This window comes from Rhodoglobus vestalii (genome assembly GCF_006788895.1).
GTDB classification, from domain to species: Bacteria; Actinomycetota; Actinomycetes; order Actinomycetales; family Microbacteriaceae; genus Rhodoglobus; species Rhodoglobus vestalii.
On sequence record NZ_VFRA01000001.1, the window covers coordinates 2,730,312 to 2,750,498 of the forward strand.

At 60.1% G+C, this 20,187-nt stretch carries 17 protein-coding genes; 15 read left to right on the forward strand and 2 right to left on the reverse strand.

Annotated elements, in window-relative coordinates:
• Position 1: 1 nt before the first annotated feature.
• Genes nadB through FB472_RS13475 form a run of 3 tightly spaced genes read left to right on the forward strand, consistent with a single transcriptional unit; the run spans position 2 to position 3,686 of the window.
• Entirely contained in the window at positions 2-1,636 is a 1,635-nt protein-coding gene (nadB, locus tag FB472_RS13465) for an L-aspartate oxidase (RefSeq protein ID WP_141991318.1), read from the forward strand.
• A complete protein-coding gene (nadC, locus tag FB472_RS13470; RefSeq protein ID WP_141991319.1) occupies positions 1,633-2,493 on the forward strand; it encodes a carboxylating nicotinate-nucleotide diphosphorylase in 861 nt (286 codons plus the stop codon). The genes nadB and nadC overlap by 4 nt, the downstream gene beginning before the upstream one ends.
• A complete protein-coding gene (locus tag FB472_RS13475) occupies positions 2,490-3,686 on the forward strand; it encodes a cysteine desulfurase family protein (RefSeq protein WP_141991320.1) in 1,197 nt (398 codons plus the stop codon). The genes nadC and FB472_RS13475 overlap by 4 nt, the downstream gene beginning before the upstream one ends.
• On the opposite strand, the gene FB472_RS13480 is transcribed toward FB472_RS13475, so the two are convergent.
• Positions 3,672-4,646: a LysR family transcriptional regulator gene (locus FB472_RS13480; RefSeq protein WP_141991321.1), complete on the reverse strand. Its 975-nt coding sequence runs from the start codon at positions 4,644-4,646 to the stop codon at positions 3,672-3,674. The two genes, FB472_RS13475 and FB472_RS13480, sit on opposite strands and share 15 nt — an antisense overlap.
• Before the next feature lie 82 nt (positions 4,647-4,728).
• Between FB472_RS13480 and FB472_RS13485 the strand changes: the two genes are divergently transcribed.
• The 5 genes from FB472_RS13485 to FB472_RS14100 all read left to right on the forward strand — a co-directional run bounded on the left by FB472_RS13485 (position 4,729) and on the right by FB472_RS14100 (position 9,458).
• Positions 4,729-5,775 (forward strand): aminotransferase class V-fold PLP-dependent enzyme, encoded by a 1,047-nt coding sequence (locus FB472_RS13485; RefSeq protein WP_141991322.1) that lies wholly within the window; start codon positions 4,729-4,731, stop codon positions 5,773-5,775.
• Between the two features lie 55 nt (positions 5,776-5,830).
• Positions 5,831-7,216 carry a glycine--tRNA ligase gene (locus FB472_RS13490; RefSeq protein ID WP_141991323.1) on the forward strand — a complete coding sequence of 462 codons (1,386 nt, stop codon included), beginning with the start codon at positions 5,831-5,833 and terminating at the stop codon, positions 7,214-7,216.
• Positions 7,217-7,565: 349 nt separating this feature from the next.
• Complete coding sequence (locus FB472_RS13495) at positions 7,566-8,456, forward strand: glycyl-tRNA synthetase (RefSeq protein WP_141991324.1); 891 nt, start codon at positions 7,566-7,568, stop codon at positions 8,454-8,456.
• A 201-nt stretch (positions 8,457-8,657) separates the two neighbouring features.
• Positions 8,658-9,305 (forward strand): DsbA family oxidoreductase, encoded by a 648-nt coding sequence (locus tag FB472_RS13500; protein ID WP_141991596.1) that lies wholly within the window; start codon positions 8,658-8,660, stop codon positions 9,303-9,305.
• A gap of 3 nt (positions 9,306-9,308) precedes the next feature.
• Positions 9,309-9,458, forward strand: coding sequence for a hypothetical protein (locus FB472_RS14100; protein ID WP_170192100.1), 150 nt, complete (start codon positions 9,309-9,311; stop codon positions 9,456-9,458).
• Between the two features lie 91 nt (positions 9,459-9,549).
• On the opposite strand, the gene FB472_RS13505 is transcribed toward FB472_RS14100, so the two are convergent.
• The gene (locus FB472_RS13505; RefSeq protein WP_141991325.1) at positions 9,550-9,990 is read right to left on the reverse strand and encodes a hypothetical protein; all 441 of its coding nucleotides are present in this window, start codon (positions 9,988-9,990) and stop codon (positions 9,550-9,552) included.
• A 128-nt stretch (positions 9,991-10,118) separates the two neighbouring features.
• Between FB472_RS13505 and dusB the strand changes: the two genes are divergently transcribed.
• The 7 genes from dusB (at position 10,119) to FB472_RS13540 (ending at position 20,185) form a co-directional block, all read left to right on the forward strand.
• Positions 10,119-11,285, forward strand: coding sequence for a tRNA dihydrouridine synthase DusB (dusB, locus tag FB472_RS13510; RefSeq protein ID WP_141991326.1), 1,167 nt, complete (start codon positions 10,119-10,121; stop codon positions 11,283-11,285).
• The gene (locus FB472_RS13515; RefSeq protein WP_141991327.1) at positions 11,275-12,519 is read left to right on the forward strand and encodes a deoxyguanosinetriphosphate triphosphohydrolase; all 1,245 of its coding nucleotides are present in this window, start codon (positions 11,275-11,277) and stop codon (positions 12,517-12,519) included. Before dusB ends, FB472_RS13515 begins: the two co-directional genes overlap by 11 nt.
• Positions 12,520-12,551: 32 nt before the next feature.
• Positions 12,552-14,489 carry a DNA primase gene (gene dnaG, locus FB472_RS13520; protein ID WP_141991328.1) on the forward strand — a complete coding sequence of 646 codons (1,938 nt, stop codon included), beginning with the start codon at positions 12,552-12,554 and terminating at the stop codon, positions 14,487-14,489.
• A gap of 162 nt (positions 14,490-14,651) precedes the next feature.
• Positions 14,652-16,277 carry an ABC transporter substrate-binding protein gene (locus tag FB472_RS13525; protein WP_141991329.1) on the forward strand — a complete coding sequence of 542 codons (1,626 nt, stop codon included), beginning with the start codon at positions 14,652-14,654 and terminating at the stop codon, positions 16,275-16,277.
• Positions 16,278-16,386: 109 nt separating this feature from the next.
• Complete coding sequence (locus FB472_RS13530; RefSeq protein ID WP_141991330.1) at positions 16,387-17,481, forward strand: ABC transporter permease; 1,095 nt, start codon at positions 16,387-16,389, stop codon at positions 17,479-17,481.
• A 2-nt stretch (positions 17,482-17,483) separates the two neighbouring features.
• Entirely contained in the window at positions 17,484-18,512 is a 1,029-nt protein-coding gene (locus FB472_RS13535; protein ID WP_141991331.1) for an ABC transporter permease, read from the forward strand.
• Complete coding sequence (locus tag FB472_RS13540) at positions 18,509-20,185, forward strand: ABC transporter ATP-binding protein (protein ID WP_141991332.1); 1,677 nt, start codon at positions 18,509-18,511, stop codon at positions 20,183-20,185. Before FB472_RS13535 ends, FB472_RS13540 begins: the two co-directional genes overlap by 4 nt.
• Positions 20,186-20,187: the final 2 nt, after the last annotated feature.

Sequence of the window (20,187 nt, forward strand, 5' to 3'; positions counted from 1 at the left end):
CATGGCGAGGGTCATTGTTGTTGGCACCGGAATTGCCGGTCTCATCACCGCTTACCGGGCGAGCGCGCACCACGATGTGGTTCTAGTGACGAAGTCAGAACTGGCCGAGAGCAACACCAAATATGCTCAGGGCGGCATCGCCGCGGTGCTGTTCCCGGATGACACGGTTGCCAGCCACGTGGCTGACACGATGCGAGCCGGTGCCGGTCTCTGCGAGCGGGATGCCGTTGAAGTGCTGTGCAGTGAAGGTCCGCTGCGAGTGCGCGAACTCATCGCTCTCGGGGTCGAGTTCGACCGCATCAATGGGGAGTTGGCTCGTGGCCATGAAGCAGCGCATTCCTCGCGCCGTGTCGTGCATGCGGGAGGAGACGCCACCGGACTTGCGATCGAGGTTGCCCTTCTGCGGGCGGTTCGTGCGCTCGCCGTTGAGACGTACGAATACACGTTCATGCGTGACCTTGTGATGGAAACTAATGCGTACGGTGTCCGCCGGGTCACCGGGATCGATGTCATCGCAGCCGACGGCAACTCGCGGGTCATCGACGGTGACATCGTAGTGATCGCCAGTGGTGGCGCCGGTCAGCTCTACAAGCACACCACGAACCCCGTTGTGACCACCGGTGATGGGGTAGCGGCGGCGTATCGCGCGGGCGCAGCGCTTGCCGATGTCGAGTTTTACCAGTTTCACCCGACCTCACTGGCAGTACCGGGCAATCCGCTTGTCTCCGAAGCAGTGCGGGGGGAGGGCGCGACGCTGATCGATGAACACGGCAAGCGCTTCATGTTCGACGTCCATCCCGACGGGGAGCTGGCACCGCGCGACGTCGTCGCCCGAGGCATCGCCCAAGCGATGGAGCGTCAGGGTGGCCGACCCATCATGCTTGATGCCACCGGGTTGGGGAGTGACTACCTCGCCATGCGGTTCCCCGGGATCACCGAAGTGTGCCAACGGCATGGGTTCGATTGGGGAACCGAGCCAGTGCCGGTGACGCCGGCGGCCCACTATTGGATGGGTGGCATCCGCACCGATATCTCCGGGAGAACAAGCGTGTACGGGCTGTATGCCGTGGGCGAAGCAGCCTGCACCGGTGTGCATGGGGCAAACCGTCTGGCATCCAACTCGCTGCTGGAGTCACTGGTTTTTGCTTGGCGGGCCGCCGATGCACTCACTGAGCCGCAGCGGGCGATCGAGGTCGAAGCGTTGGAGCCGCAGTGTGAGATCACGGGCCGGGAGCCGTTTACTCGTGACCAACTTCGCGAACTCATGTGGAGTCACGTCGGTCTCGAGCGGGATGCTACTCGACTTACCGAGGCTGGGTCGATCCTTGCCCGCTGGCACGCCGATTCCACCACCGTTGAGGGTGCGGAGAATGCGAACCTGCTCGACCTTGCCCGCCTCGTCGTGGTCGCGGCGCTCCGTCGCGAAGAGTCGCGCGGCGCGCATGAGCGAACCGATTACCCCGAGACGCGCGACGAGCTGGCGTTCTCTACCCGCTGGGCTGCAGTGAATGTTGCCGGAGATTTCGTGCCGGCAGTCGAACGAATGGCCACAGAAGACCGCTTGCACGCGGAGGACCGCGTGCAGGCGGAGGACCTCATGACCCGTGACGATCATGTAGAAACGGCAACACGATGAACCAGCAGCTTGTCGATGACGTCATCGATCGTGCTCTCGCCGAAGATGCGCCCTGGGGTGACATCACGAGTGAGGCCTTCGTTCCCGACGACGCGGTGGCGACCGCCGTGCTGAGTGCCCGCGAGCTGGGAGTCGCGAGCGGCCTCGATCTCTTTGCCCGCACTTTCGTGCTGGTGGATGCTGGCACCGAGGTCGTTCTGCAGGTGAGTGATGGCGACTCTTTCACCGCAGGCCAGCACCTGGCCACCGTCACGGGCAACGCACGCGCCGTCTTGCGGGCGGAGCGAATCGCCCTCAATCTCAGCCAGCGAATGTCGGGAATCGCCACCCAGACGGCAGCCTATGTAGCTCAGGTGGTTGGTACGCACGCACGCATCGTTGATACCCGCAAAACCACACCGGGGCTGCGGGCGTTGGAACGGCACGCGGTGCGCTGCGGTGGAGGGCATAACCACCGGTTTAGTCTTTCGGATGCGGTGATGGCAAAGGACAACCATCTTGCGGTGTTGGCTGCGGCCGGCATCGATCTGGGGCAAGCGATCCGCCGTGCGCGGGAACGCATCGGACATACGACTCACCTTGAGGTTGAAGTGGATCGGCTTGATCAGGTTGAGACGGTGGTTTCTGCGGGGGTGGATACGATTATGCTTGACAATTTTTCTCTTGACGACTTGCGTGCTGGTGTTGCCCTTGTTGCTGGTCGCGCCATTGTGGAGGCCAGTGGGGGTGTGACCCTCGAGACGGTGGCGGCAATCGCTGCAACCGGTGTTGATGTGATCTCGGTCGGCGCTCTCACCCACAGTGTGCGTTCTCTCGATTTGGGGCTCGACATTGCGGTGAGTGCAGCGAAGCGATGATTTTTCTCGATTCAGCAGCAACCACTCCCGTGCGCCGAGAGGTGCTTGAGGTGATGTGGCCGCTGCTGACGGGTGACTTTGGTAACCCGTCGAGTCATCATGAGCTGGGGGAGTCAGCCAAACGTTCTCTGGATGCCGCCCGCAAGAGTGTTGCGGCGTCGGTCGGGTGCCGAGCATCCGATGTCATCTTCACCTCCGGCGGCACCGAGTCAGACAATTTAGCGATCAAAGGTCTGGCTCTCGCTGAGCCCCGCGGCCGACACATCGTCACGAGTGCCATCGAACACGAGGCCGTGCTGGAATCGGTCGATTTTCTGCGACGCGTGCACGGGTTCGAGGTCACAGTGGTGCCCGTTGACCATCGGGGTCTCATTGACCTTGAAGACGTGCGGGCGGCGCTACGTGCAGACACGACGCTCTGCACGATCATGTACGCCAACAATGAGGTCGGTGTTGTTCAGCCGATCGCGGCTATTGCCGAACTGTGCCGTGAACACTCGGTGCCGATGCACACGGATGCGGTGCAGGCGGCAGGCTGGCTCCCTCTCGGTCTCGCTGAGCTGGGAGTGGACGCGCTGAGCCTGTCGGGCCACAAGCTTGGTGCACCCAAGGGAATTGGGGTACTGATCGTGCGCGGTCGCCGGGCCCTGGAGCCGGTCATTCATGGTGGCGGTCAAGAGCGTGGTAAACGATCGGGGACCGAGAATGTGGCTGGAGCTGTCGGCATTGCTCATGCGCTCGCGCTCGCCGAGAGTGATCGGGTCGCACGCGCGCAGAGTGCCGCGAGCCTGCGCGATGCGTTCGCTGCCGATGTGCTGTCGCGAGTGCCCGAGGCAGTGCTGACTGGCCCCGCCGTGCCCGAGGCGGTGCTGACGGGCCCCGCCGCACCGAGCACAGTGCCTCAATCCGCGCACCGCCTCCCCAACAATGCCTCGTTCTGTTTCCCGGGAACCAGTGGCGAGTCTCTGCTGCTCGAGCTGGGGCGCGCCGGCATCATCTGCTCTGCCGGCTCGGCGTGCGCTGTCGGCAGCGACGAAGCATCCCACGTTCTGGTCGCCCTGGGCATTGACCCTGCGATTGCCCAGACGGCGGTGCGGTTCAGCCTCAGCGGCGACACCACCGCCGAACAACTTGCCACTGTCGCAGCCCAGATCGAAACCGCTTACAGGGCGGTCCGCTCACTCTCGGGATAGCCCAGCAGTCCGCTCGCTCTCCGGATAGTCTCGCAGCCCCCAGATAGTGCCACCCAGCTCGCGTAGAGTCGCTATCGCCGTCGCCACGCTCGGGATCCGGGTTGCGCCCGGCTGAATCACATACTGAATGGTGCGCTCGCTCGACGGCTGCGGTGCGTGGATGCTGACGCCCTCCGGCACCGTCAGTGACGACAGTGCCAACTGAGGTAATAGCGCGACGCCAAGCCCCCGGGAAACAAAACTCAGTACCGCAAGGGCGTTATCGGTCTCAAGCCCAATCTCGGGAGCGAACCCCTCCACGTCGCACAGCGCCAACAGGTGGCCCCGGCAGAGCGTACAGCCCGCGATCCAGGGGTCACTCGCGAGGTCGGCGAGCTTCACCGCATCGCTGGTGGCTGACGGGTGACTGGCGGGCAGTACCAGCACGACGGGCTCGGTATAGAGCGGCACCGTTGAGTAACCGCCATCCCGCGCCAGATGTGGGTCAGAGCGATCGCCGGGATACGAGAAGGTGATAGCTAGATCGGCGGCCCCATCACGCAACAGTTGCAGCGCCTGCGGTGGCTCGGCTTCGACGTAGTTGATCGTCAACTGCGGATGCCGTTCCCGCAGCTGCCGAATGAGTCGAGGAACGAGTGTCGAGGAGGCCGTGGGGAAGGCCGCGATGCGCACCGTTCCGCTGGTGAGGCCCGCCAGTTCTGCCAGTTCGGCGCTCGCGGCATCCACGGCATTGAGAACGGTGATGGCGTGACTGGTCAATGCTCGCCCCGCTTCGGTCAGTCGCACGCCTCGCCCTGAACGCAGGACGAGGGCCAGCCCGAGCCGCGCTTGTGAGCGACTGAGGTGTTGGCTGAGGGCCGGTTGGCTGTAGCCGAGTGCCAGGGCGGCTTTGCTGATGGTTCCGTGGTCGGCGATGGCGCGCACGATGCGCAGGGTGAGGAGGTCGGGGGTGGTATCCACGGATAAAGCATAACTGAATATGATGCTTTATATCCCAATCATGCCCTTGTTGCATGTATCGGTTCGCGGCACTATGAGAGACATGACATCCACGGCACTCGCCAACGCAATCGAGAGCTTCACGCACACGCGCGGCTATCTTGCCGCCGCCACCATGGGCCTCCCGCCGCGAGCCGCTGTTACCGCTCTTGCTGAGGAACTTCAACGCTGGTCTGCTGCCGAGAGTGAGCCCATGGACTACGGCGATATTGTCGAACGCACCCGGGCGCACTACGCGAAGCTTGTTGGCGTCAACGCGAGCCGGGTCGCGATTGGTTCTCAAACCTCCGTGCTCGCCTCGGTGATCGCGTGCTCACTGCCTGCGGGCTCAGAAGTGGTGTGTGTCACCTCAGATTTCACCTCCATCGTCTTCCCGTTCTTGCAACAACAGGGCCTCACCGTGCGTTCGGTGCCCCTCGCAGAACTCGCCGAAGCTGTCAGCGACACGACGAACCTTGTCGTGTTTTCCCTCATCCAGTCGTGCAACGGAGCCGTCGCCGACGTCGAGGCCATCACCCGAGCGGCCGCACGCCATGGTGCCCGCACCCTCTGCGACGTCACTCAGGCTGCGGGAGTCCATCCCGTGGATGCCAGCCGATTCGACGCAACCGTCTGCCACGCCTACAAGTGGTTGTGTGCGCCCCGCGGCGTCGCCTTTCTCACGATCTCCGAAGATTTTGCCGAGCACATCACGCCGGTGCAGGCCGGCTGGTATGCGGGAGAGGATATTTGGTGCAGCGTCTACGGGCCCGATATGACGCTGGCTACGGATGCTCGCCAGTTCGATGTTTCCCCCGCCTGGCAGGCCTGGGTGGGTGCCGAGCACTCCATTGAGCTGTTCGCGAATATAGACATTGCTGAAGTGTGGGAGCACTCCATCCGCCTCGGAAACATGCTGTGCGATGCCCTGGGGATCGAACAACAGGATCGGGCGATCGTGACGTGGCCTGACGAGAGTGGTGCCGACCTCGTGAAACTAGAAGCGGCAGGGATTACTGCTTCGGGGCGTGCCGGTCGGCTTCGTGCAGCATTCCATTTATGGAATACCGACGACGACGTGGCGGCGGTCATTGCGGCACTCCGTGCTTAGCTAAGCTGGACTCTCGCCGACCGGGCATCCAGCTCGGCTGACCATTGGAGTTTCTGTGGCTACGCCTAACCCCCTCGACGCCGTCATCAACCTCGCTAAGCGCCGAGGATTCGTCTTCCAATCGGGAGAGATTTATGGCGGCTCACGCTCAGCCTGGGACTACGGCCCGCTGGGAACCGCCCTCAAAGAGAACATCAAAAAACAGTGGTGGCAGACCATTGTTCAGGGCCGCGACGACGTTGTTGGCATCGACTCGGCCGTCATCCTTCCCCGCAAAGTGTGGGAAGCATCCGGTCACGTAGAGGTATTCTCTGACCCGCTCGTGGAATCGCTGCACACCCACAAGCGCTACCGTGCCGACCACCTACTTGAAGCGTACGAAGAGAAGCACGGGCATCCGCCGGCAAATGGGCTTGCTGACATTCGTGATCCCGACACCGGACAGCCGGGATCGTGGACCGAACCGCAAAACTTCTCCGGCCTCCTCAAGACCTTCCTTGGCCCCGTCGACAACGAAGAGGGTCTGCATTACCTGCGCCCCGAGACTGCTCAGGGAATCTTCACCAACTTCGCCAACGTCATGGGCGCTGCACGCATGAAGCCGCCCTTCGGTATTGGTCAGGTGGGCAAATCGTTCCGCAACGAAATCACGCCCGGCAACTTCATCTTCCGCACCCGTGAGTTTGAGCAGATGGAGATGGAATTCTTTGTCGAGCCCGGCACGGATGAGCAGTGGCACCAGTACTGGGTCGACGAGTCCATGCGGTGGTACACCGACCTCGGCATCAACCCCGATAACCTTCGCTTCTATGAGCATGAGCAAGAAAAGCTCTCGCACTACTCCAAGCGAACCGTGGATGTTGAGTATCGTTTCCGCTTCGCCGGTAGTGAATGGGGCGAGCTTATGGGTATCGCCAACCGCACCGACTTTGACCTGCGCACACACTCCGAAGCATCCGGTGCCGACCTGTCGTACTTCGATCAGGCCAAGGATGAGCGCTGGACACCCTACGTGATTGAGCCGGCGTTTGGCCTTACCCGCGCGCTTATGGCTTTCCTCATCGACGCGTATGCCGAAGACGAGGCTCCCAACGCTAAGGGCGGCATCGATAAGCGCACCGTGCTGCGCCTTGATCGCCGACTTTCGCCGGTGAAGGTTGCTGTTCTGCCGCTCTCGCGCAATGAACGCCTCTCGCCGCTGGCACGAAGTGTTGCCGCCGACCTGCGTAAGTACTGGAACGTGGACTTCGATGATGCTGGTGCCATCGGTCGTCGTTACCGTCGTCAAGATGAAATCGGCACGCCATTCTGTGTCACCGTCGACTTCGATTCGCTTGACGATGACGCTGTGACGATCCGTGAGCGCGATTCGATGGAACAGCAGCGCATCCCCCTTGAGGGACTGCGCGCCTATCTCGCGCAGGAGCTCATCGGCTGCTAGTCGCCGCGCGGGGCCGCCAGCGTATTTCGCGGCGAGAGCCCCCCGCTCCGGCGGCGCTCCCGCTCCGGCGGCGCTTGCGCTCCCGCTCCCGCAGCGCTCCCGCTCCCGCAGCGCTCCCGCTCCCGCAGCGCTCCCGCTCCCGCAGCGCTCCATGCTTCCACGGAAATTCAGGAAATCGTGGGACTGTGCGCTGTTGGGTGCACCGAAGACGGTCAAACTCTCCCGCGACTCTGCCCATTTCCTGAATTTCCGAAGCTGGCAGCTACTCCACAGCCGTGGTGAAAGCCGCAAGTCCACCGATCACGGCTGCTTCCGATCGCCCACCGACACTCGCTGCGATGCTCTCGTTATGGCAGACATTCAGGCGCTGGTTAACGAGTTGGGCGGTTTCGCGCAGAAGCGCCAGCTGGTGGCTCGGGGTGCGCGAGATTGGGACCTAACCCGGGCGGTGAGAGACGGCTCGGTAGCGAGAGCCCGCCAAGGTTGGTACACAACGATGGATCTTGGGTCCCGGCGAGTGAGAGCGGTTCGGGTCGGCGGACGGCTGACGGGGATATCCGCCATCGTCGATTGGGGCGGGTGGGTTCTCGGAGAGCACCTGCTTCACGTTTCTGTGCCGCAGAATGCGGCACGATTGCGCAGCCAGTGGAACCGACGAAAACCTATCGGAGCTAGCCGCGGGATCTGTGTGCATTGGGATCCGCCATCTACCAGCGAACGCGGATCCACTTGGCACGTCAGCTTGGCTGAGGCTCTTCGAAGAGTGGTCTCGGATGAGGATCTCGAAACTGCGGTCGCTGCTATCGATTGGGCGCTGTATTCGAGACGCCTGGACACCTTCGGGCTTGAGCAGTTGATACTGAGCCTGCCCAGGCACAAGCGGTGGATTGAGTCGTGGGTGGATGGGCGTTCCGACAGCCTTCCCGAAAGCCTTGCACGCACGCGATTGAGGCTCGCTGGTCACCGCGTTGAAATTCAGGTCGCCGTCGGAAATAAGCGAATCGACATGGTCATCGATGATGTGGTCGGGCTCGAGATTAACGGAAAGCGGTTTCACGCGGACACGTTCGAAGAAGACCACCTGAAAAGCATCCAGATCACGATCGCCGGTTTTCATGCCCTGAGCGTGAGCGCCAAAATGGTATTCACCCAGTGGGATCTCTTCTATCGGGCAGTCAGCGTGGCGCTGGCATCGCCGGCCTCGCGTCGCTCCGGAAATTCAGGACTTCCTGCTGGATGAGATTTGACACAGCCGGGATATGGCGGGTACCCAGCCAGCCTTTGTGCAAATTCCTGAATTTGCAACTGGAACGAACGGGAACCGGCGAGGCGGGCGGTGGAGAGGCGGGAATACCTAGAGCTCAGGGCTGTTGAGGAGAGAGTGGATGACGCAACAGCAGAAGCAGCAACGGCAACCGAAGCGGAGCCGGAGAACGCGACACTGGGTGAGCCCGTGAAAGTCGACATCTGGTCTGATGTTCAGTGCCCATGGTGCTACATCGGAAAGCGGCGCTTCGAAGCTGCGGTTGAAAGCTCGGGAGTAGCGGTCGATATCGAGTACCACTCTTTTGAGCTGGCACCCGATACCCCGGTTGAGTATGAGGGCACCCCGACCCAGTTCCTGAGCGAACGCAAAGGTCTCCCGATGCCACAGGTAGAAGAGATGCTGACCCGCGTAACTGACATTGCCACGAGCCTGGGTCTCGACTATGACTACGAACATATTCATCAGACCAACACGGTGAAAGCGCACGAGCTTCTTCACTATGCGAAGGCCCACGGTCGTCAGCTGGAGATGAAAGAGCGCCTCCTCGAGGCCTACTTTGTGAAGACCGAGCATGTTGGAAGGGTCGACGATCTTGCCGACATTGCGGCATCCATTGGTTTTGATCGTGACGACGTTCTGCGTGTTCTCAACTCAAGCGAGTACCTGCCTGCCGTCAAAGCTGACATGGCCCTTGCCTGGGAATATGGCATTCAGGGCGTGCCGTTCTTTGTGATTGACGGCAAATATGGAGTTTCAGGCGCGCAAGAAAGCGAAACTTTCGCTAACGTTCTCACACAGGTACTTACCGAAAGAGATGCGTAACCCATGGACGCCGCTACAAAGCCGATCCCGACCCTTGCCCTTCAACAGGTCGGCGACCCCAATGTGGGGCTCTGCGAGGGTGACGCGTGCCTCGTTGACGACCATCACTCGCAGGCCTTCGTGAACCGTCAAATCGATGAGGGCCTCGTCTAGAGCCGACTGAGGTCTGTCGCGTCAGCCGCGCCCTGCAGCATCAGGCACTGCAGCACCGCGCCCAGCAGCGCCAAGCCCTGCAGCACGATACCTAGCCGACAAAGCCGCGGTTAGACCACTCGATAATCTCTTCGGCGCTAGCGCCAAGGGGGGCCTCGCGTGCCACGCGCGGCGGAACCTTGGTGAGCGCCACTGTTGTGGGGCGCGCCGGCAGTGATGCATGATGCCCTTCGGGAGCAGCGAATCGTTTATTGATGAGCGCTCCGGCTATGGCACCGACCCCAAATCCGAACGGTAGCGACAGCAGGTACACGGTGGGGTCTAATTGTGCTGCTGTACCGAGCGCCAGAGTTATGGCAACGCCGGCAACGGCTCCGATCGCGATGGCAATCCACCAGCGCTGAAGTTTTGCGTTTGAGGCATCCCACGCTCGTTGAGTGCGAAGTTGAGCGATCGCGTTGTCACGGTCCGCCATGCTCACCCAGGTGTGGCCTTCGAAGCGAAAGACGTTGGGGTGATTGTCGATTGCCATCAGTTGCCCTGCCTGCTCCGCACAATTTTGGCCGTCACGACCCGGCGAGGGAGTCTGGTTTCTAACGGCAATGGGAGCCTCCCGGTAGGGGCGGCGCTGTTTGAGGCGCGCCGTGGGACAATCAGTCTGTGACTATTCTTGCCCCTGCTGACCCGCGTGTCGCGCCACCGCTGTCGATCGGACGACTTGATCTCGATGTTCCGGTCGTTTTGGCACCCATGGCGGGGATCACGAACACCGCTTTTCGCCGCCTGTGCCGCGAGTACGGCGCTGGCCTGTATGTCAGCGAAATGATCACGAGCCGAGCGCTGGTTGAGCGCACACCGGAGAGTATGCGCCTGATCACGCACCATGAGTCGGAGACGACTCGCAGCATCCAGCTTTATGGCGTTGACCCCACGACGGTTGCTGAGGCGGTGACGATGTTGGTGGCGGAAGACCGCGCTGATCACATTGATTTGAATTTTGGATGCCCGGTGCCCAAAGTTACTCGCAAGGGTGGGGGTGCGGCGCTTCCGTGGAAGATCGATCTCTTTCGCAACATTGTGGAGGGTGCTGTCAAGGCCGCCGGTGATGTTCCGCTGACGATCAAAATGCGCAAGGGTATTGACTCCGATCACCTCACCTATCTGGAGGCGGCTCGGGTGGCTTCCGGTGCCGGCGCTGCCAGCATCGCCCTGCACGCGCGCACCGCCGCCGAGTTCTATTCGGGCACTGCTGACTGGTCGGCGATCGAGAAGCTCAAGAACACCATCACCGATACGCCCATTTTGGGCAACGGAGACATTTGGAGTGCAGCGGATGCGCTGCGCATGGTCGATGAGACCGGATGCGATGGTGTTGTGGTCGGCCGCGGTTGCCTTGGTCGTCCTTGGCTTTTTGGTGACCTCGCCGCCGCTTTCCGTGGCGAAACCCTTAAGGCGGAGCCCAGCCTTGGCGAGGTGGCGGCCGCTTTCAAGCGGCACGCAGAGTTGCTCGTTGAGTTTTTTGGTGAGGAGGATCGTGCTTGCCGCGACATCCGTAAACATGTTGCATGGTATTTCAAGGGGTATGCGGTTGGTGGTGGGCTGCGTGCGGCGATGGCCACGGTGCAGTCTCTTGCGCAGCTTGATGATCTGCTTGGCCAGTTGGATGGGGATCAGCAGTATCCGGGTGCGGATGCGGAGGGTCAGCGCGGTCGCGCGGGAACCCCGAAGAGGCCGTCGCTTCCGCAGGGGTGGCTCGATAGCCGCGAATTGCAGGAGACTCATCGCAGCGAGCTCAATCAGGCAGAACTGAGCACCAGTGGAGGCTAGGGGATATTCGGAGGCCGATAGCGAACGATGGTTGCCCGAGCAGCATTCGAGTCGGCGTAGTGACTTTGCGCGGGATCGTGCGCGCGTGCTGCATTCGAGTGCGCTTCGCCGTCTTGCGGCCAAAACTCAGGTGCTCAGCCCGACAATGGGCGCAGATTTTGCTCGCACTAGGCTGACGCATTCGCTTGAGGTGGCGCAGGTCGGGCGTGAGTTGGCTGACAGCTTGGGGCTTGACCCCGATGTGGTTGACACCGCGTGTTTGTCTCACGATCTTGGGCATCCGCCGTTTGGGCACAATGGCGAACGCGCTCTCAACGAGTGGGCGGCTGATATTGGGGGTTTCGAGGGCAACGCGCAGACGCTGCGCATTCTGACCCGTATCGAGCCAAAAGTTTTCGGTTGCGATGGGGTGAGCTTCGGCCTGAACCTGACGCGTGCCAGCCTGGATGCGAGCACTAAGTATCCGTGGCCGAGCGCTCAGGGAATCCTTGATCCGAGCGGTCGCAGCAAGTATGGTTTTTTTGACGACGATATGGCAGCTTTCGAGTGGTTGCGGGCCGGGGCCCCTGACCGCCAGCGCTGCATCGAAGCTCAGGTGATGGATCTCTCTGACGACATCGCCTATTCGGTTCACGATTTCGAGGATGCCATTGTTGGCGATTTCATTGATGTCACTGCGCTTGGTGCCCGCGTTAATCATGATGATCTTGTGGATTCGATGTTTGAGTGGATTGGCGGCGAATTCACTCACGACCAACTCATTGCCGCCTTTGACCGTCTCGATCTCCTCGAACAGTGGATTGACCGGTGGGATGGGAGCCGTGCGGCACATGGGCGACTCAAGAATCTTACGAGTCAACTCATCGGTCGTTTTGCGGGGGCCGCGGTTCAGGCCACTCGTGAGGCCCATGCCACTGATGCGCTGGCGCGTTTTGGGGGGAGCTTGATCGTGCCGCACGAGATTCAGGCGGAGATCGCGGTGCTGAAGGGCATTGTTGCTGCCTTCGTGATGTCTATTAACGCGCGTCGTCCGATTTACCGGCAGCAGCAAGATGTGCTCACCGAGCTTGCTGATGTGTTGTTGTGGACGGCTCCGCGCAACCTCGATTCGGGATTCCAATCCGATTGGGATGCTGCCGTGACTGATCCTCAGCGCAAACGTGCGGTGGTCGATCAGGTGGCCAGTCTGACCGATCAGTCGGCGATCGCCTGGCATACACGACTGGTTGGCTAGAGTCACCGGCCGGTGAGCCTACAATTACGATTGTGGCTGGCCTGATTCGACGAAGCGATATTGACGAGGTGCGTTCGCGCACCAACCTCGCCGATATTGTGGGCGACTATGTTGCCCTCAAGAGCGCGGGCTCTGGGTCGATGAAGGGGCTGTGTCCGTTTCACGAAGAGCGCAGTCCTAGCTTCCATGTGCGGCCTCAGGTCGGTTTTTACCACTGTTTTGGTTGCGGTGAGGGCGGTGATGTTTTCACGTTCTTGCAGCGGATGGATCACGTCTCATTCTCTGAAGCTGTTGAGCGTCTTGCGGGGCGCATTAGCTACGAGCTGCATTACGAAGATGGTGGGGCAGCGACCGACCATGGCAACCGCGCCCGAATTTTGGCAGCGAATCAGGCGGCATCCGACTTCTTTGTTGCCCAGTTGGCGACTCCTGAAGCCGAACCGGGGCGCAACTTTTTGGGGGAGCGCGGTTTCGACCAGTCTGCTGCCGAGCGTTTCGTTATCGGGTTTGCGCCGCGTGGCGGTGCGCTCACTCGGCACCTCAGCACTCTGGGTTTCACGTCAGATGAACTGGTGATCGCTGGGTTGATCGGCAAGGGGGAGCGCGGCGACTTTTATGACCGTTTCCGGGGGCGGCTGGTGTGGCCGATCCGGGATGTTACGGGGCAAACACTCGGTTTTGGTGCGCGACGGTTGCTCGATGATGACAAGGGCCCCAAGTACCTTAATACGCCGGAAACTCCCGTTTACCACAAGAGCCAAGTGTTGTACGGGCTCGATCTCGCTAAGAAGGACATTTCGCGCGGCAAACAGATTGTTGTTGTTGAGGGGTATACGGATGTCATGGCTTGCCATCTTGCCGGCGTCACGACGGCGGTTGCGACCTGTGGCACCGCGTTTGGGGTGGACCACATCAAGATTGTTAGACGGATGATCGGCGACTATGACAACGCTGATACCACCGCCACCGGCGAAGTTATTTTTACGTTCGATCCGGATGAGGCGGGCCAGAATGCCGCCAATCGTGCGTTCGCTGAGGAGCACCGTTTCGCCGCGCAAACTTTTGTTGCGGTGGCCCCCGACGGTCTCGATCCGTGCGATTTGCGGCTCAAGAAGGGTGACGGTGCTGTTCGGCGGCTCGTCAGCACCCGCAAGCCCATGTTTGAGTTCAAGATTCGTCGAGAGCTGGCTGTGCACGATCTGGAGACTGTTGAGGGTCGGGTGGCTGCTCTTCGCGCGGCGGCGCCGGTGGTTGCGGGCATTCGTGACCAGGCGCTCGGAATCGGGTATGTGCGCAGTGTTGCGGGCTGGCTGGGGATGGATCCTTCCGATGTTCAGAGTGCGGTGACTTCGGCCAAACGTCAGGTGCCCGCAAGCTCTCACGCTCCGACGTCTTCGTCGGCCGGTTCTGGTGCGGGTTCGGGTATGCGTTCAGGCTCCGAGTCTGGCGGCGGGAGTGGCTCCGGTGGCGCGGTGACGGAAGTGCCAGAACAGCGCGGTCCTTCGATCATGAGCCTCAAGACTGACGCAACGACGCGCCTTGAGCGCGACGCCCTCATGGCGGTGTTGCAGCATCCGGATATTGTCGGTGACGAGCTCATCCAGAAGCTCACGCAAATCTCGTTTGCTGACAGCACCCTGTCGGTTGTTCGCGATGCGATTGCGTCCCAGGTTGAGCGCGCACTGCTCCCCGGGTGGGCCTCGGCGGTCGCCGATGAGGTGCCGCAGTCGTTCGCCACTTTCGTGAAGCAATTGAGCGTCGCCCCCATTCCTGAGCGCGAAGATCGCATTCCTGTCTACTGCGTTCAGGTAACCACTGACCTTGTTGAGCGCGATCTGCTTCGACAGAAGCGTGAGCTACTGGGGGTGCTTCAGCGCATGGACCGGGAGAGTGATCCTGCCGTTTACGTTCAAACTCAGCGCGATCTGATGAGGATTGAGGCTGAGCGCCGAGCACTTCGCGACGATTAGTTGTTCTCCCCACTTCGTTGCGTTCGTGTAAACATCGATCATTAGGATGCCAACAACCTAGATGTTGCGGCTCACTATGTGTTAGGACTGAGGAATTAGGATGCGCGGCGCCCACAAAGCGTCGTCGCATTTTCTGCACGTAATAGGAAGAGGTGGACGGATATGACATCCGCATCCAAGAACAGCAAGCGAGTCCTTGCTGTAGTTGCCGGTTCAGCAGCGTTCGCGCTCGCTTTGACCGGCTGCCAAGCTGGAGGAGACTCCTCCGGCGGTGGCGGTTCCGAGTCGCTTATCGTAGGCACGACCGACAAGGTCACGTTCCTTGATCCGGCCGGTTCCTACGACAACGGTTCGTTTGCGCTAATGAACCAGGTTTTCCCGTTCCTGCTCAACTCCCCGCTCGGCACCTCCGATGTTGAACCAGACATTGCGGAGTCAGCGGAGTACACGAGCGACGATGAGTACACGGTTGTACTCAAAGAAGGTCTCACCTTCGCCAACGGCAACGAGCTCACGTCTTCTGATGTGAAGTTCAGCTTTGACCGTCAAGTCGCCATCGCTGACGAGAATGGCCCGTCTGTGCTGCTGGGAAACATCGAGAGCGTCGACGCGGTCGACGACACGACCGTGGTCTTTAACCTGAAAAACGGGAACGACCAGACGTTTGCGCAAATCCTTTCAAGCCCCGCAGCCCCAATCGTCGATGAAGAAGTATTTGCCGCCGATGCAGTGACTCCAGACGATGATATCGTCGCGGGTAATGCGTTTGCTGGCCAGTACGTTATCGACAGCTACGATTTCAACAACATTGTGTCGTTCAAGGCCAATGCTGACTACCGGGGCGTTTTGGGTGCACCGGAGACCGACAGCATCACGCTCAAGTACTACACCGATGCTTCGAACCTGAAGCTCGATGTTCAAGAGGGCAACATCGATGTTGCGCACCGCAGCCTTTCCGCTACGGACGTTGCCGACCTCGAAGGCAATGACAATGTCAATGTCGTCGTAGGCCCCGGTGGAGAAATCCGCTACATCGTATTCAACTTCGACACCCAGCCCTTCGGTGCAAAGACTCCCGAGGCTGATGCCGCGAAGTCGCTCGCCGTTCGGGGAGCCGTTGCTGACCTCATCAACCGCCAGGAAATTTCTGACCAGGTTTACAAGGGCACCTACCTGCCGCTGTACTCCTACGTTCCCGACGGACTCACCGGCGCAACCGAGGTCCTCAAGGATCTCTACGGCGACGGCGATGGTGGACCCAGCACTGAGGCTGCGCAAAAGCGTCTTGCTGATGCTGGAGTAGAAACTCCTGTGACACTCAACCTTCAGTACAACCCAGACCACTACGGTGAGTCCTCGGGTGACGAGTACGCGCTTGTTGAGAGTCAGCTTGAGGCGGAGGGAATCTTCGATGTCAATCTCCAGTCGACTGAGTGGGTCACCTACGCTAAGGAGCGCTCAGCAGATGCTTACCCCGCCTATCAGCTGGGTTGGTTCCCTGACTACTCCGACGCCGATAACTATCTGGCCCCGTTCTTCGGTGAAGGTAACTTCCTCGGTAACCACTATGCGGATGCTGAAGTCAACGATTTGATCGTGGCTCAAGCAACCGAACTTGACCCTGCCACGCGTGAGGGAATGATTGAGGAGATCCAAGCAAAGGTTGCAGCACAGCTGTCGACCGTGCCGTTCCTTCAGGGAGCGCAGATCGCTGTTACGGGCAAGGACGTTACCGGAGCTACGCTCGATGGTTCGTTCAAGTTCCGCTTCGGCAGCTTGGCAAAATAGCACTAAATCGCCCCGGTTAGGTTTCGGCCTAGCGTTGTGACGAACAGGGGGTGGCCCACAGTCAATGTGGGTCACCTCCTCGTCTCCATCCTCTGCACGATAGGTAGGTATGTCGCAGTCTGCTTTCGCCGTCATTGATCCGGCACCAACTTCAGCGCCTACCCGGCGACCTCGGGGAATCACAAATCCTCTCGCTCGTTTTCTCATCGTTCGCTTTCTCCTGATTTTTCCCACCATCTTCATCCTCGTCACATTGGTTTTTGTGTTGATGCGATCAATTGGTGATCCCATCACGGCCGCACTCGGTGGGCGGCTTACTGCCGCCCAGCTGGCAGAGCGGATCAGTTCGGCCGGCTACGACCGCCCGATCTTGGTTCAGTATTTTGAATATTTGGGCCAAATTTTCACTGGTAACTTCGGTACGGCGATTACTGACGGTCGTCCGGTCTCAGAACTTCTCGTGACCTACGGCAGTGCCACTCTCGAGCTCGCGAGCTACGCGATCCTGGTCGCCCTTGTTGTCGGTATTCCGCTCGGGATGATTGCGGCCTATTTTCGTGACAAGTGGCCCGACGCAGTGCTGCGTGTTGCCGCGATCCTCGCCTATGCCACCCCGGTCTTCTTTGCTGGGCTGCTGCTCAAGTTGGTGTTTGCTGTCTGGCTGAAGGTTTTGCCGGTCGCCGGCCGCGCATCCATTCGCACGGAACTGCAACTCACTACTCTTGAGAATCCGACGGGCATCTATCTGATTGATGCGATCCGGCTGGGTAGCCCTGCCGCAATTGCTGATGTGCTTTCTCATGCAGTGCTTCCTGGTCTCGCACTCGGTCTGCTGACGGCGGGCATTTTCATGCGTCTGGTTCGCACCAACGTCATCGGCTCGCTGTCGATGGACTACGTGGATTCTGCACGTTCACGTGGCGTTAGTGAGTTCCGTCTGGTGCGCAAGCACGCCTACAAGCCTGCGCTTATCCCAATCATTACGGTTATTGGTCTCCAAATCGCGCTCCTGCTGGGAGGCGCGGTGCTGACCGAGACCACGTTTGAGTGGAAGGGGCTCGGCTTCAAGCTTGTCGAGTATTTGGGTGCACGCGACTTTGTGGCGGTGCAGGGCATTGTGGTGCTGCTGGCTGTGATTGTTGCTCTGACCAACTTCATCGTGGACATAGTTGCGGCGATTATCGACCCGAGAGTGAGGTACTAATCATGGCTTCAGTACCCTCACGGTTTGTTCGTATTTGGCGTCGCCTGCCCGTTGTTCATCAGGTCCGTCAATCGGTTGGCCTTCAGCGCGGGATGCTCGTTGCTGGTCTTCTTCTGACCGGAATCTTCCTGCTTACTGCCCTATTCGCCCCGCTGCTTGCGCCGTATGGTTTCTCGCAACTGCGCGATGACGATGGCACTTTTGGCGCTCAGGTGCCCCCTGGCGGCCAGCACATTCTCGGCACCACCGTTGGTGGCTACGACGTGCTCTCTCGGGTGATCTGGGGATCGCGCACCGCGGTGCTCGTGATCGTTGTTGCGGTTGCTTTGTCAATTTTTGCGGGCGTGCTTCTTGGTCTGGTTTCCGGGTACATCGGTAGCTGGATTGATCGCGTTCTGGTTGTCATCTCGGATGCCGTTTACGCGTTCCCTACTCTGCTGCTGGCGATTGTTGCAGCAATTGCGATTAGCGGTGGTCGTTCGAGTTTTTGGGGCGGAGTTTTTGCGGCGGCCCTCTCGATCACGGTTGTCTACATTCCGCAGTACTTCCGTGTGATCCGTGCAGAAACGGTGCGTATCAAGTCGGAAGCGTATGTAGAGTCGGCGAAGGTGCTTGGCGCAAGCACGCCACGAATCATGTTCCGTCACGTATTCCGCAATGCCACTCGCACCCTGCCGTTGATTTTCACCCTGAACAGCTCAGAAGCAATTTTGACGCTGGCTGGTCTGGGGTTCCTCGGCTTCGGTATCGAACCGTCCGCTGCGGCGGAGTGGGGCTATGACCTGAATAAGTCAATTTCGGATGTCACGAGCGGCATCTGGTGGACGTCAGTGTTTCCCGGCTCGGCAATTGTGCTTGTTGTGCTGGGAATCACTCTTGTCGGCGAGAGCCTTAACGACCTCGCTGATCCGCGACTGCGCATGCGTCGTCGCGCTGACCAATCGGTTCCGGTTCTTGAGACGTCTGCTCTCACCACGGTTGACGTTGATGGCGATGAGACACCGATCGATCCTCTGGGGGCCCGCTCATGAGCAACATTGTGGAGATCACAAATCTTGAAGTGACTTTCGCCACTGATGGCGGGGACGTAAAAGCGGTTGATGACGTTTCGCTGACCCTTGCTCCCGGCGAAGTTCTGGCGATCGTTGGCGAGAGTGGCAGCGGCAAGAGCGTCACAGCCAAATCGGTGCTCGGTCTGTTGCCCGAAACTGCTGTCTCACGCGGTGCGATCGTACTCAATGGCAAGGATGTCATTGGCATGTCTGGCAAGCGACTGCGGGAGCTTCGGGGCGTGGATGTCGCTATGGTCTTCCAGGAACCTTCGCTGGCACTCAACCCGGTTTTCACTGTTGGTTGGCAGATCGCCGAGGGTTTGAGGGCGCACGGGAAGGTCAGCAAGAAGCAGGCGCGCGTCAAAGCGATCGAGATTCTGAGCAAGGTTGGGATTCCGGAGCCGGAGAAGCGGGTCGATTACTATCCGCATCAGTTTTCGGGGGGACAGAAGCAGCGCGTGGTTATTGCTATGGCTCTTGTTCTCGAGCCTGAGCTCATTGTTGCTGACGAGCCAACCACTGCGTTGGATGTCACGGTTCAGGCCGAAATTCTGGATTTACTTCGGCGGTGTCGTGACGAGTTCGGTGCTGCGATCATCCTGATCACCCACAATATGGGGATTGTGGCAGACCTTTCTGACCGGGTTGCCGTGATGTATGAGGGCAAACTGGTGGAAGAGGCGCCCGCTCAGCAGTTGTTTGATTCAGCTAAGCACCCGTACACCCAGAAGCTGCTCGCTGCGGTCCCGCGCATTGGCACCGGTGCTGCGCGCGCAGCGGCTCGAGTTGTTGACCGTGCAGAGGCCGGAGGCGAAACGAACGTGGAGCCTGTTGTGGTTGCAACCGACCTTGAGATCTCGTTCCCCGGCCGATTCGGAAAGCCACCCTTTCGAGCTGTCGATCGCGTTAGTTTCAGCATTTCTCCCGGGGAGGTTCTTGGCCTTGTGGGGGAGAGCGGATCGGGTAAGACCACAATCGGTCGTGCCATTGGGGGGCTCAACAAGGTCACCGGTGGTTCGCTTCAGGTTCTCGGTCACGAGATGCTGGGGTTCAAGGAGCGAAAATTTCGACCGGTTCGTGGTGAAATCGGGTTCGTATTTCAGGATCCGGCATCCAGCTTTAACCCGCTACTGACAATTGCGGAGTGCGTTGCGGAACCCCTAATCGTGCATCACCAGGCCAAGGATGCCAAGGATGCCCGTGGTCGGGTTAACGAGCTGCTCGAGGCAGTTCAGCTGCCTCGAACGTTTGCTGACCGGTATCCGCACGAGTTGAGTGGCGGCCAACGCCAACGTGCCAGTCTTGCCCGCTCGCTAGCATTGGGTCCGCGATTGCTGATCGCCGACGAGCCGACCAGCGCACTCGATGTGTCTGTGCAGGCGAAAGTTCTCGAACTTTTCGCTGAGCTGCAGCGCGATTTGGGATTCGCAGCCCTGTTCATCAGCCACGATCTCGCGGTGGTGGATATGCTGTCTGACCGCATTGCGGTGCTATACAAAGGACAATTGGTCGAAGAGGGTGTGGGTTCGGATGTGCTCGGAAACCCGCAGCATCCATACACCCAACGTTTGCTCGCATCGCTGCCCGTGCCCGATCCACGCGAACAAGCAGGGCGACGCGAAGCGCTCCGGTTGCTGACTGCCGTAGATTAATG

Excerpts from the sequence above, each read along its gene's own strand:
- nadC (WP_141991319.1), top strand. The coding sequence starts at position 1,633 with ATGAACCAGCAGCTTGTCGATGACGTCATCGATCGTGCTCTCGCCGAA.
- FB472_RS14100 (WP_170192100.1), top strand. The coding sequence starts at position 9,309 with ATGGACGCCGCTACAAAGCCGATCCCGACCCTTGCCCTTCAACAGGTC.
- FB472_RS13540 (WP_141991332.1), top strand. The coding sequence starts at position 18,509 with ATGAGCAACATTGTGGAGATCACAAATCTTGAAGTGACTTTCGCCACT.
- FB472_RS13535 (WP_141991331.1), top strand. The coding sequence starts at position 17,484 with ATGGCTTCAGTACCCTCACGGTTTGTTCGTATTTGGCGTCGCCTGCCC.
- FB472_RS13495 (WP_141991324.1), top strand. The coding sequence starts at position 7,566 with ATGGCAGACATTCAGGCGCTGGTTAACGAGTTGGGCGGTTTCGCGCAG.
- FB472_RS13525 (WP_141991329.1), top strand. The coding sequence starts at position 14,652 with ATGACATCCGCATCCAAGAACAGCAAGCGAGTCCTTGCTGTAGTTGCC.
- FB472_RS13505 (WP_141991325.1), bottom strand. The coding sequence starts at position 9,990 with ATGGCAATCGACAATCACCCCAACGTCTTTCGCTTCGAAGGCCACACC.
- nadB (WP_141991318.1), top strand. The coding sequence starts at position 2 with ATGGCGAGGGTCATTGTTGTTGGCACCGGAATTGCCGGTCTCATCACC.
- FB472_RS13485 (WP_141991322.1), top strand. The coding sequence starts at position 4,729 with ATGACATCCACGGCACTCGCCAACGCAATCGAGAGCTTCACGCACACG.
- FB472_RS13530 (WP_141991330.1), top strand. The coding sequence starts at position 16,387 with ATGTCGCAGTCTGCTTTCGCCGTCATTGATCCGGCACCAACTTCAGCG.
- FB472_RS13475 (WP_141991320.1), top strand. The coding sequence starts at position 2,490 with ATGATTTTTCTCGATTCAGCAGCAACCACTCCCGTGCGCCGAGAGGTG.